Here is a 15,523-nt window from a genome sequence, read left to right on the forward strand (position 1 = left end):
ATAGTACTTAAATAATATGAAAACAATAGCTGTAATCGGTGCTGGAACAATGGGTAACGGAATTGCTCATACATTTGCTCAAAGTGGTTTTGTTGTAAAACTAATTGATGTTTCTGAAAAATCATTAGATAAAGGAATGGCAACCATTGCCGCTAACTTAGACAGAATGCTTGCAAAAGGAAGCATTACTGCAGAAGAAAAAGCTAAAACAATAACAAATATTATTACCTACACAGACATTAAAGATGGTGTTGTAGGAGTAGATTTAGTTGTAGAAGCAGCTACTGAAAACATTGATTTAAAACTAAATATTTTTAAACAATTAAACGAAGCTTGTTCGCATAATACAATTTTAGCAACAAATACTTCATCTATTTCTATAACACAAATTGGAGCTGTTGTTACACATCCTGAACGTGTTATCGGAATGCACTTCATGAATCCTGTGCCAATCATGAAATTGGTAGAAATCATTCGTGGTTACAACACTAGTGATGAAGTTACTAAAATTATTATGGAATTATCTGTAAAATTAGGTAAAACTCCTGTTGAAGTAAACGATTATCCAGGTTTTGTGGCAAACAGAATTTTAATGCCTATGCTAAACGAAGCTATCGAAACGTTATATAACAAAGTAGCTGGAGTTTATGAAATAGATACTGTAATGAAACTTGGAATGGGACACCCAATGGGACCATTACAACTAGCTGATTTTATTGGTCTTGATGTATGTTTAGCTATTCTAAATGTGATGTACGACGGTTTTAAAAATCCTAAATATGCACCATGTCCATTACTAGTAAATATGGTACGTGCTGGAAAATTAGGAGTGAAATCTGGCGAAGGATTCTATGATTATAGTGAAAGTAAAAAAGCAGAGAAAATCTCAAAGCAGTTTATCATTTCATAAAAATAAAAAATAAAATGTCAATAGCATCAAATTTAAATACCATAAAAGCTTCCCTGCCAGAACATGTAACATTAGTTGCGGTTTCCAAAACCAAACCCGTTACTGATTTAATGGAAGCTTACGAAGCTGGTCAGCGTATTTTTGGAGAAAACAAAATCCAGGAGATGACAGACAAATGGGAAGAAATGCCAAAAGACATTCAATGGCACATGATTGGGCACGTACAAACAAATAAAGTCAAATTTATGGCATCGTATGTTAGCTTAATTCATGGAGTCGATAGTTTAAAACTACTACAGGAAATCAATAAACAAGCATCCAAAAATAATCGCATTATTGACTGCCTGCTTCAAATTCATATCGCCGAAGAAGAAACAAAATTTGGTCTTGACGAAAAAGAACTCACCTCACTCCTAGCTTCAGATGAATTTCATAATATGAAAAACATTCAGGTTAGAGGCTTAATGGGAATGGCAACTTTTACCGAAAACCAAAACCAAATAAAGAAAGAATTCACGCATTTAAAATCAATCTTCAACTCTTTACAAGCTACAGAAACTGTAAACTGTAAACTGAATACTATTTCAATGGGAATGTCAGGAGATTACCAACTTGCAATAGAGTGTGGCAGTACTATGGTTCGCATTGGAAGTAGTATATTTGGAGGAAGATAAATTGCAAAATTCAATGTCAATTGCAAAAAACAATAACTTAATGGAAAAATATTCAATTTTGAAGATAGATTAGTTCGTTTTGCTGGAGAATGTATTTTCTTTACAAGGCAATTAGAAAGATTATTTGAAAATGAGTATTATAAAAATCAATTAATCCGGTCATTTGGAAGCGCTTGCTTAAATTTTGGAGAGGCACAAGGCACAATTACTAGTAAAGATTTTATTTTTAAAGTTTCACTAGTAGCAAAAGAGTTAAAAGAATCAAGAAACTCATTAAAAATTCTGAATTATATTAAAGAAGGAGATAGCGATAAAAGAGACAAACTTCTAATTGAAGTAGAACAACTTATTGCAATTTCATCAAAAATGATACTAAATAAAAACAATCAATAACAATGACAATAACAGTAGTAATTTTCAGGAATTGTTATTGAAATTGATTTTTGAAATTGATTTTTGAAATTGACATTGATAATGTACGCAATACTAGACATAGAAACAACTGGAGGACAGTTTAACGAAGAAGGAATTACCGAAATTGCTATCTATAGATTTGATGGCCATGAAGTGGTTGACCAATTTATTAGTTTGGTTAATCCTGAAATTCCAATTCAGCCGTTTGTCGTAAAACTTACAGGCATCAGCAATGCTATGTTGCGTTCAGCACCAAAATTTTTTGAAGTTGCCAAACGAATTATTGAAATCACTTCCGATTGTGTTATTGTAGCACACAATGCATCTTTTGATTACAGAATCTTACGCACAGAATTTAGACGCTTAGGCTATGATTTTGAAGCCAAAACCCTTTGTACAGTTGAGCTTGCCAAAAAATTAATTCCAGAGCAACCTTCTTATAGCTTAGGTAAACTAGTTCGTGCACTTGGAATTCCAATGGCCGATAGACATCGCGCCAATGGCGACGCAATGGCAACTGTTAAGTTGTTTAAAATGCTTTTAGAAAAAGATACCGAAAAAACAATTATAAAAGATTTCATAAAACTCGAAATCGAAAAAGGTATTGCGCCAAAATTACTAGATATCGTAGCGCAAGCACCTACAAAAACCGGTGTATATTATATTCATAACGAAAGTGGAACCATAATTTACATTGGCAAAAGCCGAAATATAAAAAAACGCATTAATCAGCATTTTACTGGAACAAATATCAAAAGCAAAAAGATCCAAGCCGAGGTATTTACAGTTACTTATGACGAAACTGGAAGTGAGCTAATTGCACTTTTAAAAGAAAGCGAAGAAATAAAAGTTAATAAACCCAAATACAATCGCTCTCAGAAAAAAACAATTTTTCCACTATCTTTATATGTTGAAAAGGATAAAAATGGATATCTGAACTTAAAACTCCAGAAAACCGATGGACGCAGGAAAGAAATTACCTCTTACGGAAGTTTGCAAGAAGGTAAAAATGCCTTATTCTTTATTACAGATAAATACAAACTGTGCCAAAAACTTACTGGTTTATATCTAACTAAAAAAGAATGTTTTCAATATAAAATAAAAGAATGCGATGGCGCTTGCATCGGAGAGATTACTCCCGAAGAATACAATGTAAGAGTTCAAAACTTTATTACCGATTATAGCTTCGAAAATAAAAATATGATTTTAATAGATCGTGGACGAACTGTTAACGAACGTAGTGCTGTATTAATAGAAAATGGTGTTTATAAAGGTTACGCTTTTTACGATTTAAACTACCAGATTACCAATATCGAAATTCTCAAAAATATCCTTATATCCATGCAAACCAATCGCGATGCCAAGAGTATAATTCAGAACTATATGAGAAAAAGCAAATCATTAAAAGTAATTCATTTTTAATACATATTAACTTTCAGTATCTTCGTAGATATGACAAAAATCAAATCAAAATACGATCTTTTCAGACAAAAAACTCAAATCATCCTTTATGGTACAAATACCTTTTTAGGGCGTATGTTCGATTTGGTCCTTTTAGGCCTTATTCTATTGAGTGTCCTATTAGTTATGATGGATACTGTAGAAGGTATTAATCATAAGTACCACACACAACTACTTATTTGCGAATGGATTATTACCGTTTTCTTTACAATAGAATTTATTTTACGGATTATTTCGATACAAAAACCCATAAAGTATATTTTTAGCTTTTATGGAATTATCGATTTAATGGCAATACTACCTATGTATTTGTCAATATTTTTCCCAGCTACAAATGTGTTGACCATTGTAAGAGTCTTGCGCTTCTTCCGATTGTTCAAAATTTTACATATTCCACAAATATCACAACAATCAATACAGCTCCGAGAAGCAATGGAAGCCAGTAAAGAAAAAATTCTGGTATTTATTTACTTTGTCGTTATTAGCGCCATAATTATTGGGTCATTAATGTATGTCGTCGAAGGTAAAGAAAGTGGCTTTACAAGCATTCCTATGGGTATTTACTGGGCAATTGTAACCTTAACAACTGTAGGTTATGGAGATATCTCACCAGCATCACCGTTAGGACAATTTTTAGCTTCATTAGTAATGATAATGGGATACGGAATCATTGCCGTTCCTACTGGAATCGTAACTGCCGAATTTGCCAAAAGCAGTCTAAAAAGCAACTCAATTAGCACCAAAAAGAAGTGCTCAAAATGCCATTCACAAGTTCATTTTGACAATGCAAAGTATTGCTATGAGTGTGGAGAAACATTACCAGATTAATTAATTTATGAAGCCATCTCCAGCTGTACATTACAACTCCTCCTTACATTCATAATTTTTTTAAGACATAAAAGGAGCTTCATAAAGTCGCTCTTTTATACCAAAAAAAACAAACAAATCTAAGTCCGGGGTTTACATTTCCATCTGGGCTAAAAAAAAATATGAAATACTTAATTACCATCGTCGGACCAACAGCTATTGGCAAAACAGCCTTGAGCATCGCCTTGGCACAACACTTCAAATGCGAAATAATATCCTGCGATAGTCGACAGTTTTTTAAAGAAATGACAATTGGTACAGCCGTACCCAATCAAGACGAACTACAAGCTGCAAAACATCATTTTATCCAGAATATATCTATCTTCGATAACTATACCGTAGGCGATTACGAAAAAGAAGCTATAACTAAGTTAGAAGAACTATTCCAGCACAACGATTATGCAATTCTTATTGGAGGCTCAGGATTATATGTCGACGCAGTATTAAAAGGATTTGATGAATTTCCAGAGATTGATGCTACAATCCGAGAAAAAGTAACACAGGAATACGAACAAAACGGAATTACGTATTTACAAGAGCAATTAAAAAAATTAGATACTAGTTACTACGATAAACTTACTATCGAAAATCCGCAGACATTGCAAAATCCGCAACGTATGATGCGCTTCGTAGAAGTTTGCTTAGGAACAGAAAAACCATATTCTTCATTTCTAAATCAAAAGAAGAACAACCGAGACTTCACTCCTATCCTTATAGGATTAGAAGCAGAAAGACCTCTAATTTACGAAAGAATAAACCAACGAGTTGACATAATGGTAAACAACGGTTTACTTGAAGAAGCGCAGCGTCTTTATCCTAACAAAGCGTTAAATGCCTTACAAACTGTCGGATATCGAGAATTATTTAGTTATTTTGATGGCGAGTTCACATTACCATTTGCAATCGAGGAAATCAAGAAAAACACACGACGTTTTGCAAAACGTCAGTTAACTTGGTTTAAGCGAAATGAAAACACAAAATGGTTTGATTATCTAACACCTAAAAGTGAGATAATTAGCTTCATCGAGAAAATTTTAAAATCTAAAATCTAATATTTACAATGCCCATATCACCAAATTTCACTTCTGTTTTAAGCAAAGACTGGGAAATCAATTTTACGCAATGCACACCAAACGGTTATTTGAAATATACCGATATGTGTAATCTTTTACAACTAACTGCTGCTGCACATTCAGAAGTTGGAGGAATTAGCTTTACGGATATGCAAGAATTCGACCAAGCTTGGGTTTTAAGCCGAATGCGTGTAGAAGTAACAGCTTTGCCTAAATGGCAAGATGTTGTAACCGTAAAAACATGGATTAACAGTCTCGAAAATTCTCGTTCTGTTCGTGCATTAGAAATGTATGTAAATGGTAAAAAGATAATTGGCAGCGAAACATTTTGGGCAGTTTTTAATACTAAAGCACGTCGTCCAGAAGGATTAGCATTGCCATTTGAACATTTTGAATTGTTTCCAGACAAAAGAGCTACTATTGATGGTTTCTCTAAAATAAGTGTCAATCCAGAGAAAGAATCTGTATTTGAAAAAACGGTTTATTTATCAGATTTAGATATTGTAAACCATGCCAATAATGTAAAATATCTAGAATGGTGTCTGGATCACGTAGATTCAAACAAAATATTAAATCAGGAAATAGACAGTTTTGAAATGAATTTCATGAAAGAACTATCTTTAAAAGACAATGTAGTGATTCACGAAAGCGAAACCGCAGCCAATACCACCTTTAGCATTACCAAAGATGACAAAACATGTTTTGCTTTACAGCTAAATTGGAAAAAATAATACCTTTTTAAGTACAAAATACTAACCCTGATTGCAGTGTAAAGCAGTTTAAAATAAAAAAAAGCATTTCTTGAATAAAAATAGCGACCAGCGGAAGCTCATTTTTAATCATTAGAAATGCTTTTTTTATGCAAACTCTTGTAACATAAAGCAGGAATAGTTGCAAACAAAAAAAGCCCCGATTTCTCGAAGCTTTTCTATTTATTTATGCAGTTACTTTGTTTTTAACAACTAGTCTAAAACCTTCACCGTGGATGTTAAGAATTTCAACATCTTCATCTGGTTTAAGATACTTTCTAAGTTTGGCAATATATACGTCCATACTTCTTGAAGTAAAGTAATTATCATCTCTCCATATTTTTGTTAAAGCCAATTCTCTTGGCATTAAGTCATTTTCGTGAAGGATTAACATTTTCAATAATTCGTTTTCTTTTGGAGATAACTTTATTGGCTCTTCATTTTCAAAAGTTAAAAATCTAAGTTTTGAATTTAAATGAAATTTACCAATGTTAAACTCAAATTGTACTTGTTCTGCTTTTGTATCAGAAGATTTTCTTTGAATAATTGCTTTGATTTTCATAAGCAATACTTCTGAATCAAATGGCTTGTTCAAATAATCATCTGCACCTGCTTTGTACCCTTTTAACACATCCTCTTTCATAGATTTTGCAGTTAAAAAGATAATAGGCACTTCACTATTTTTCTCTCTGATTTCTTTTGCTAATGTATATCCGTCCTTATATGGCATCATGACATCAAGAATACACAAATCGTATACGTCTTTCTTGAATTTCTCGAAGCCTTCCATTCCGTTTTTTGCTAATGTAACTTCAAAATCATTCAGCATTAAATAGTCTTTAAGAACTGCACCAAAATTAAGGTCATCTTCTACTAAAAGAATTCTTTTATTGATATTTTCCATATTTTAATTTATTAGTGGTATTTTTATTATGAAGGTACTACCTTTCCCTTTTTCACTTTCAACGTAAACTTGACCATTATGATCTTCTACGATTCTCTTTACATAAGATAAGCCTAATCCGTGACCTTTAACATTATGTAAATCTCCTGTATGCTCTCTGTAAAACTTTTCAAAAACTCTTTTTTGAGCTACCTTACTCATTCCTAATCCGTTATCTTTTACTTTTATAAGAATCATATCTTTAATATTCTCCGTAAAAATTTCTATTTTAGGAATACCTGGCGAATACTTTATAGCATTCTCCAATATATTAACCAAGACATTAGTAAAGTGTACCTCATTAATTAATGCTGTTGTTCTGGCAGCATCATAATGATTTGTAATAGTCCCACCTCTATCTTCAAGAATCAGACTTACATGCTCTATTGCATCATCTATAATTCCATGTATTTCGGTTGGCTCTTTATTAATATCTAATTCTCTTTTCTCTAATTTAGAGATTCTTAATACATTCTCGACTTGAGCGTGCATTCGTTTATTTTCATCTCGTATCATCTGAAGGTACCTAAACACCTTCTCTTTATCTTCGATAATTTTAGGATTTTTTATGGCATCCAAAGCCAAATTTATTGTCGCAATTGGAGTTTTAAACTCATGTGTCATATTGTTTATAAAATCTGTTTTAATTTCAGATATATGCTTCTGACGAATCAACTGATTTAGTGCGCTTGTATATGCAATTATAATAATAAGCGTAAATATGATTGACAATATTGTTATACTTACCAATTCTGATAGTAAAAATTTCTTCTTGTGAGGAAATGTTACTGATAACTCATATTTGTTATTTCCTTCATTATCTGCAAAAATTGGTATCGAATAAGTTGCTTCTTTGTCATATTTGAATCCATCCGATTTAATTTTAGTTGCAATACCGCTACTGTAAATTCCAAACTCAAATTTTGTTTTTACACCATACTCCTCTAATTCCTTTTTTAAGAGTTTTTGTAATTTCTCTTTGGTAACTCTTTCATTAATTGGCATTGCCGAAGCAATGTCTTTAAAGAATATTTCAAATTGCGCATTATCCAAAACATCTAGATTTCCTGATTTTTCAATCTTTACATCTGGAATTATACTTTGCTGTAATGTCGAATTATCTATATTGTTATTATTATAGATTTCGGTTGTACGCTTAGAATTAAAATTCTTAAACCTTTCACTACTAAATTTCTTATCAAAGAACGATCCATTAATATTATAATCTTCTGATATAATACTATTTGAATATACAATCATTTTATTCGTTCTAGGGTTTTTTTGAACGTAATAAAATTCTAACAAATCATTTTTTTGTGGAACTTTACCGGTACTATCTTTATAATGATTGTATTTATCATAAAAACTATACGCCTCTTGTTGTTGTAACTTATCAGCTACATTTCCAATAACTTGTTTAACATGAAACTTAAACTGTTCATCATTATTTTTAAATGAAGAAGTAAACCAATAGACCTGAACAAGAATTATCCCAATTAAGGACAAGCTCATCAATAAGACAAGAATTCTAAAAAACATTTTATTCATCGAAACAAAATTAATATTTTAACAATATACTAAATAATACATTAACCAAATATTAACATTTAAGAGTGATTTTGTTTAATATTTAAAATTTTAAGAATTTTAACAACTTCTTGCTTTGCATTTTTAAGATTCAAATTATGAATAACGTAATTACTATTCGCTAGACGTTGCTCGTCATTCCATTGCATATCCATTCTTTTTAAAACATGTTCGCGAGTAGTTTTATCGCGACTCATTACTCTCTCAATTCTGGTTTCCTGGGGGGCAGTAACCGTAATTATAATATCACATTCTTTATAACGGCCACTTTCAAACAAAATTGCAGCTTCATAAATTATATAGGGTTCTTTTTCGTGTTTTAACAACCAATCCTCAAAATCTTTTTTCACAGCAGGATGAACAATTGCATTAAGCAATGTTAATTTATCTGCATTATTAAAAACAATATCAGCTAATTTAGCTCTATTTAATATATTATTCTCAAAGACGCCACTTCCAAATGTTGCCTGTATTGCTGTAATTATTTCATTAGACTGCATTACCTTTTTGGCTGCATCATCGGCAATATAAACAGGAATTCCCATTGCTTCAAAATAGCCTGCTATGGTAGTTTTACCACTACCAATACCTCCTGTTAAACCTATTATTTTTGTCATATTAAATCTTAAAAAATAATCCCGGAAAAGCTTCTTGAGGTTTTTTCTTTAAAATAATTACCTTAATAAATGATTCTAAAAAGCCAATTCCATAACCATAAAACTGTTTCCAAACCGCAATAACTGATAAATAACCAATTTTCAAATTCTTATTTTGAACCGTCGATACAATAAATATCATAATAAAGTAAACAAAATACAATTGCAACAGTAAATCAATGTTAAAAATCAGTAATATAACTGCCATAAGAAGCCCCAAAATAAAAATTGTTGGGAAGAAAAAAGTAAGTTTATTATACTGTGGATACCAACTATTAAGTATTGGTCTCGCTTTTCCAAATTTATTAACCTGAATTGAGAACTTATCCCAATCTATTCTTCGTTTATGATATACGTAAGCATTAGAGAAAAGTCTAGTTTCGAAACCTAAATTCCATAAACGTATTGACAAATCCGGATCTTCTCCTGGGTGAATATTGCCAAATCCCTTTGATGCTTCAAATCCTTTTCGAGATAACCCCATATTAAAGCTTCGTGGCTGAAACTTCCCTATTTTTTCTGAACCTCCTCTTATTCCTCCTGTGGTAAGAAATGATGTCATAGCAAAATTAATTGCTTTCTGGATGTCCGAAAAGCTATCTAATGCTCTATCTGGTCCTCCAAAACAATCTACATAATCTTCTTTTAATGCCTTATTTACTTCTACTAAATAATTGGGAGGAATAATACAATCCGAGTCAAAAATGATAAAATAATCACCTAATGCTTTTCGCATTCCGTAATTCCTAGAATCACCAGGTCCTGAATTCTCTTTAAAATAATAGGATATATTTAATTTTCCTTGATATTTTTGAACTATATCATCGCATCGTAATGTTGAGCCGTCTTCTACAAGCACGACTTCAAAAGGCTCTTTATATTCAGATAACTGCAAGCTTTCTAATAGCTCATCAACTTCGTCAGGACGATTATACACTGGTATAATTAAAGAAAACACCATAATTAGGTATGTGGTATTAAGGTAGTATTTATTTTAACTGTAAAATTTTAACAAAGATAAGTTATATCCATAAAAAAACCACCAACTTTGAGTTGATGGTTTTAAATAATTATATCTTTTTTGCTGGTTTAAGCTATACTTTCTATTCCAACTACTTCATTTGTGTCTGCCTTATAATCTACTCCTTCAAATTCAAATCCGAATAAGTTTAAGAAATCGTTTCTATACCCAGCTAAATCACCAATTGCAGGTAAAGTTTCTGTAGTTGCTTCTAACCATAATTTAGCCACTTTTTCCTGAACATCTTCACGCATTTCCCAATCATCAATACGAATTCTTCCTTTTTCGTCTGTAGGAATTGGTTTTCCAGTATATAATCTATCTTGGAACAAACGTTGAATTTGCTCGATACATCCTTCATGAAGTCCTTCGGCTTTCATAATCTTATACAATAATGAGATATATAAAGGAATAACCGGAATAGCTGAGCTCGCTTGTGTAACCAATGCCTTGTTTACTGAAACATATGCTTTTCCTCCTAGATCTTTCAAACTATCTGTGATAGCAAATGCTGTAGCTTCTAAATCATCTTTAGCACGACCAATTGTTCCTTTACGGTAAACTGCTTCAGTTAAAGATGGTCCTATATACGAATAAGCAACCGTTGTAGCTCCTGAAGCTAATAGGTTTTCTTTTTTCAATGCATCCATCCACATTGACCAATCTTCACCACCCATTACTGCAATAGTATTTGCAATTTCTTCTTCTGTACATGGCTCAATAGAAACTTCTGTTACATTTCCTGTATGAAAATCAACTGTTTTATTTGTAAATGTACTTCCAATTGGTTTTAAAACTGAACGATGCAATACTCCTGTAACTGGATGCAAACGAACTGGGGAAGCTAAGCTATAAATTACTAAATCAATCTGACCTAAATCAGCTTTAATCAAGTCTATTGTTTGTTGTTTAACCTCATTAGAGAAAGCATCACCATTGATACTTTTAGCATATAAACCTGCTTTATGAGCTTCATTTTCAAAAGCCGCTGAGTTATACCATCCTGGTGAAGCTGTTTTTCCTTCAACTGGTGGTTTTTCAAAAAATACTCCAATTGTAGCTGCATTTGATCCAAATGCACTTGTAATTCTAGAAGCCAATCCAAAACCTGTTGAAGCTCCAATTACTAATACTTTTTTAGCTCCTTCAATTGGCCCTTTAGATTTTATGTATTCTATTTGATTTTTTACATTTTGTTCACATCCTTTTGGGTGAGATGTCAAACAAATAAATCCTCTCATTCTTGGTTCTATAATCATAATTTTGGAACTGTTTTTTATTTTTATTTTATAAAATGATGGTATTTAACTACCTATTTTCACTTGGTATGACTGAATAATTTAATTGACAAATATAACTCATTTTTTTAGTTCAGCAAGGCTTTAGCATGATTTAAAGCCGAATCCGAAACTACTGACCCTGACAGCATTTGAGCTATTTCTACAACTCGTTCTTCTTGAGATAAAAGTTTTAATTCTGATTGCGTATCATCATCTACAGTCGACTTAAACACTTTAAAATGAGAATCTCCTTTAGCTGCGATTTGTGGTAAATGGGTTATTGCAAAAATTTGCATTTGCTGACTCATCTCTTTCATAATCTCTCCCATTCTAACAGCTATTTCTCCTGAAACTCCTGTATCAATTTCATCAAAAATTAATGTTGGTAATTTAGAATATTGCGCTAAAATTGCTTTTACAGCAAGCATGATACGTGACATTTCTCCTCCCGAAGCTACTTTTTTAAGCAAACCGAAGTCAGTTCCTTTATTTGCCGAGAATAAAAACTGAAGTTCGTCTTTTCCATTTTGGTAATAAGTATCTCCATAATTAATATCAATTTTAAAACGAACATTTGGCATTCCTAATGTTTCTAATATTGCTATTAACTTATCTGATAATAATGGAATCGCAGCAATTCTGTTTTCATGAATTTTGCTAGCAAAAGCATCCAGCTCATTTGTTTTTTGCTCGATAGAAGCAGTTAATTTTGCTATTTCCTCTTCGATATTACCTAATTCAAGAACTGAATTTTCTAATTTCGTTTGAATTTCAATCAAATCATCTACTGTAGCTACTTGATGCTTTTTTTGCAAATTATAAATAACTTGCAATTTCTGACTAATAAAATCAAGTTGCGCGGGATCATTCAATAATTTTTCTGATGCCTTTTGCAATTCGCCCGACACATCATCAAAGTCAATTGCCAAACTTGTTATTCTTTCAAAAAAAGCTCCGTATTCTGTAGAAAAAGTAGCAATTTTATGTAACGAAGCTTTTATTTCATTTAAACTTTGGATTACTCCAAATTGTTCTTCATTGGCTATAGCCAAAGACTTATCTAATGATTCTTTGATAATCTCAACATTGTTAAGCTTTTCAAATTCTTCTTCTAGCTCTTCTTGTTGACCTGATTTTAATTGCGCCGCAACTAATTCATTTAAAAGAAAAGTATTATACTCTTGTTCTTTGGTAGATTCACTTTGTTTTTTAAGCAGTGCATTCAGTTTTGTTTTATCTGACTTATATCCTTTTAAAACATTCTGATAATCTGTAATAACGCTCAAATTATTTGCAATCGCATCAATAATTTGAAACTGCACGCTTTCTTCTGATAACTCCTGTGTTTGTTGCTGTGAATGAATATCTATTAAATACAAACTCAATTCTTGCAACTCCTGAAGGTTTACTGGGCTATCATTTATAAATGCACGTGATTTTCCCGAAGGCAAAATTTCGCGTCTTATTATTGTATCGTCTTCGTAATCTAAATCATTAGCTTCAAAAAAGGTTTCTAGATTATATTTCGAAATTTTAAAATGTGCTTCGATAACGCATTTTTCTTCTTTATTTTTCAACGAAGTCAAATCGGCTCTTTTACCTAAAACTAAGCCTAATGCTCCCAATATTATCGACTTCCCTGCTCCTGTTTCACCAGTGATTATAGAAAATCCTTTTGAAAAATCAATTGATAATTTTTCAATCAGTGCATAATTTTTTATTGACAATGAAGTAATCATATCTCTTTTTTTGTAATAATAAGTTTTGGAAATAAACAGACTTAACCTGAATGCTTAATATTTAATCTGCCCCCATTTGGTAGAGTTCATTGGCGAAACTCTATTTAAATTCTCTACTAAATCTGTTATAGAAACACTAGGTCCTCCTGTAAATATAGACACAATTTCATCTGATTTTGCATCAAAAAATACTCGCGTTAAAAAAGCATTGGGTTTCGTTGCATTTAATTTTCCTAAAAGCAATAACGAAGTTTTAATTTTTTCCTTTGCCAATTTTAAATCCTGATTCATTACATCTAAACCTGTATGATACCCGTAAACACACTGTCTTAAATCATTATATGTTGGCGCGACCATATCATTAATCAAGAAATAACGATTTTGTACTCCATCTGTCTGGCTCCATCCTTTAAATCCTCCTTGTTGAGCAACATTGGCTATATTTTGAGCAGTTTCAAAAAATGGAGTTCCTAATGCTGGCATAAAAGTATCTGCATCCATTCCTAAAATCATATAACTATAAAATGTCATTATAGAAACAAGATTTGATTCGAAAACATTTGGATTGTACAATAAATTTTCAAATTCGGTATATCTAAAATTTAAATCCTTATCATTAAAATTGAAAACCGGAGATGAATATGTCGAATTATAAATTAATCGTGAGGATTGTATTTGTATTGTTCCTGAAAACTGATCTGAATTATTTGACGTAATAGTTAAATACATCGAACAGTTTATTTTTTCATTTTGTTTTAATGTACTCCCTGTCCAATCTGTATTATTTACAAATTCGCTCAATGCTGTTTGTAATGTTTTAAAAACTTGTTGGTTTGCATTAGGAAGCATCTGCGAATTTACAGTTACAGTACAATTTAACTGTTGTGCCTGCATGAGGCCAAAAGATAAAAACAACAAAAAAGTAAGTATTTTATTCATGAAAATGCTTTATCACCTTATTTAAAATATCAGTTGCAACTGCTTCTTTGGATTTTAATTCCATTGGTTCAATGGCAAAAAACTTATCAATAAAAGTTACTTTATTTGTTTTTCCTCCAAAACCTGCTCCTTCATCCTGTAAAGAATTTAGAACTATCAAATCTAAGTTTTTTTTCTGAATTTTCAGCTTTGCATTCTCAATTTCATTTTCAGTTTCTAAAGCAAAACCAATTAAAAACTGATTTTTCTTTATTTTACCTAATGACAATAAGATATCTTTTGTTTTTTCCAGCTCTATAGTAAAATCTTCTGAAGCTTTTTTTATTTTTTGAGCTGCTACTGTTTTTGGCTTATAATCTGCAACAGCTGCTGCAGCAATTGCTACATCTACATCTGAGTAATACTCATGACATGCATCATACATTTCTTGTGCTGATGTTACCGAAATTACTTTTACTGACGTGTTTGTTACTTTACAATTTGTAGGCCCTGCAACAAGCACAACCGAAGCACCTAAGTTTGCTGCTTCTGATGCAATATCAAATCCCATTTTACCTGAGGAATGATTTCCAATAAAACGAACTGGATCTATTGCTTCATGAGTTGGACCAGCTGTAATTAAAAACTTTTTACCTTTAAGCGGCAATTTACTTTCTAAATCAGCTTCTAAAAAAGCAATTATATTTTCTGGTTCTGCCATACGACCTTCTCCTGATAAACCACTGGCTAATTCCCCGCTCTCGGCAGGAATTATCGTATTTCCAAACTGCTTCAACAACGAAAAACTCGCTAAAGTAGAAGGATGAATATACATATCCAAATCCATTGCTGGTGCAAAATAAACTGGACATTTAGCCGATAAATAAACTGCTATCAATAGATTATCGCAAGTACCATTTGCCATTTTTGACATTGTATTTGCGGTAGCTGGTGCAATTATCATCAAATCGGCCCAAAGCCCTAATTCGACGTGATTGTTCCATTTTTCATTCTCATCTTCCTGATTAAAGAAAGTGGAATGCACAGGATTTTTAGACAGGGTTGATAACGTAAGTGGCGTTACAAAATCCTTAGAAGCAGGTGTCATGATTACTTGAATCTCGGCACCTGCTTTTATAAAAAGTCGTACTAATGATGCTGTTTTATAGGCTGCAATTCCACCAGAAACTCCTAGTAAAATTTTCTTACCGTTTAAAACTGACATGGTACT

The 15,523-nt window shown here is 32.0% G+C and carries 15 protein-coding genes; 7 read left to right on the top strand and 8 right to left on the bottom strand.

Features of this window, described 5'->3' with window-relative positions; all coding sequences use genetic code 11:
- Nucleotides 1–16 precede the first annotated feature (16 nt).
- From OIU80_RS05280 to OIU80_RS05310, 7 genes are all read left to right on the top strand, one after another.
- On the top strand, nucleotides 17–910 hold the full coding sequence (locus tag OIU80_RS05280) for a 3-hydroxyacyl-CoA dehydrogenase family protein (protein WP_264286007.1): 894 nt from the start codon (nucleotides 17–19) through the stop codon (nucleotides 908–910).
- Nucleotides 911–924: 14 nt separating this feature from the next.
- Nucleotides 925–1,584 (top strand): YggS family pyridoxal phosphate-dependent enzyme, encoded by a 660-nt coding sequence (locus OIU80_RS05285; RefSeq protein WP_264286008.1) that lies wholly within the window; start codon nucleotides 925–927, stop codon nucleotides 1,582–1,584.
- A gap of 48 nt (nucleotides 1,585–1,632) precedes the next feature.
- Entirely contained in the window at nucleotides 1,633–1,977 is a 345-nt protein-coding gene (locus OIU80_RS05290; RefSeq protein WP_264286226.1) for a four helix bundle protein, read from the top strand.
- 81 nt (nucleotides 1,978–2,058) lie between these two features.
- The gene (locus OIU80_RS05295; protein ID WP_264286009.1) at nucleotides 2,059–3,420 is read left to right on the top strand and encodes an exonuclease domain-containing protein; all 1,362 of its coding nucleotides are present in this window, start codon (nucleotides 2,059–2,061) and stop codon (nucleotides 3,418–3,420) included.
- A gap of 30 nt (nucleotides 3,421–3,450) precedes the next feature.
- Nucleotides 3,451–4,287 carry an ion transporter gene (locus OIU80_RS05300; protein WP_264286010.1) on the top strand — a complete coding sequence of 279 codons (837 nt, stop codon included), beginning with the start codon at nucleotides 3,451–3,453 and terminating at the stop codon, nucleotides 4,285–4,287.
- A gap of 161 nt (nucleotides 4,288–4,448) precedes the next feature.
- A complete protein-coding gene (gene miaA, locus OIU80_RS05305; protein ID WP_264286011.1) occupies nucleotides 4,449–5,378 on the top strand; it encodes a tRNA (adenosine(37)-N6)-dimethylallyltransferase MiaA in 930 nt (309 codons plus the stop codon).
- Between the two features lie 8 nt (nucleotides 5,379–5,386).
- Nucleotides 5,387–6,130, top strand: coding sequence for an acyl-[acyl-carrier-protein] thioesterase (locus OIU80_RS05310; protein WP_264286012.1), 744 nt, complete (start codon nucleotides 5,387–5,389; stop codon nucleotides 6,128–6,130).
- A 205-nt stretch (nucleotides 6,131–6,335) separates the two neighbouring features.
- Here OIU80_RS05310 and OIU80_RS05315 read toward each other — a convergent pair whose 3' ends face one another.
- The 8 genes from OIU80_RS05315 to coaBC all read right to left on the bottom strand — a co-directional run bounded on the left by OIU80_RS05315 (nucleotide 6,336) and on the right by coaBC (nucleotide 15,517).
- Nucleotides 6,336–7,052, bottom strand: coding sequence for a response regulator transcription factor (locus OIU80_RS05315; protein WP_035620894.1), 717 nt, complete (start codon nucleotides 7,050–7,052; stop codon nucleotides 6,336–6,338).
- A gap of 3 nt (nucleotides 7,053–7,055) precedes the next feature.
- Nucleotides 7,056–8,639 (bottom strand): sensor histidine kinase, encoded by a 1,584-nt coding sequence (locus OIU80_RS05320; protein WP_264286013.1) that lies wholly within the window; start codon nucleotides 8,637–8,639, stop codon nucleotides 7,056–7,058.
- Between the two features lie 59 nt (nucleotides 8,640–8,698).
- A complete protein-coding gene (gene coaE / locus OIU80_RS05325) occupies nucleotides 8,699–9,295 on the bottom strand; it encodes a dephospho-CoA kinase (RefSeq protein WP_264286014.1) in 597 nt (198 codons plus the stop codon).
- 1 nt (nucleotide 9,296) lies between these two features.
- The gene (locus OIU80_RS05330) at nucleotides 9,297–10,295 is read right to left on the bottom strand and encodes a glycosyltransferase (protein WP_264286015.1); all 999 of its coding nucleotides are present in this window, start codon (nucleotides 10,293–10,295) and stop codon (nucleotides 9,297–9,299) included.
- 128 nt (nucleotides 10,296–10,423) lie between these two features.
- A complete protein-coding gene (fabV, locus tag OIU80_RS05335) occupies nucleotides 10,424–11,614 on the bottom strand; it encodes an enoyl-ACP reductase FabV (protein WP_264286016.1) in 1,191 nt (396 codons plus the stop codon).
- A 107-nt stretch (nucleotides 11,615–11,721) separates the two neighbouring features.
- Complete coding sequence (gene recN, locus OIU80_RS05340; RefSeq protein ID WP_264286017.1) at nucleotides 11,722–13,374, bottom strand: DNA repair protein RecN; 1,653 nt, start codon at nucleotides 13,372–13,374, stop codon at nucleotides 11,722–11,724.
- A gap of 54 nt (nucleotides 13,375–13,428) precedes the next feature.
- A complete protein-coding gene (gene porD / locus OIU80_RS05345) occupies nucleotides 13,429–14,313 on the bottom strand; it encodes a type IX secretion system protein PorD (RefSeq protein WP_264286018.1) in 885 nt (294 codons plus the stop codon).
- Nucleotides 14,306–15,517, bottom strand: a complete 1,212-nt coding sequence (gene coaBC, locus OIU80_RS05350; protein WP_264286019.1) for a bifunctional phosphopantothenoylcysteine decarboxylase/phosphopantothenate--cysteine ligase CoaBC — start codon at nucleotides 15,515–15,517, stop codon at nucleotides 14,306–14,308. The genes porD and coaBC overlap by 8 nt, the downstream gene beginning before the upstream one ends.
- Between the last annotated feature and the right edge of the window lie 6 nt (nucleotides 15,518–15,523).

Source organism: Flavobacterium frigoritolerans, from assembly GCF_025847275.1.
GTDB lineage: Bacteria > Bacteroidota > Bacteroidia > Flavobacteriales > Flavobacteriaceae > Flavobacterium > Flavobacterium frigoritolerans.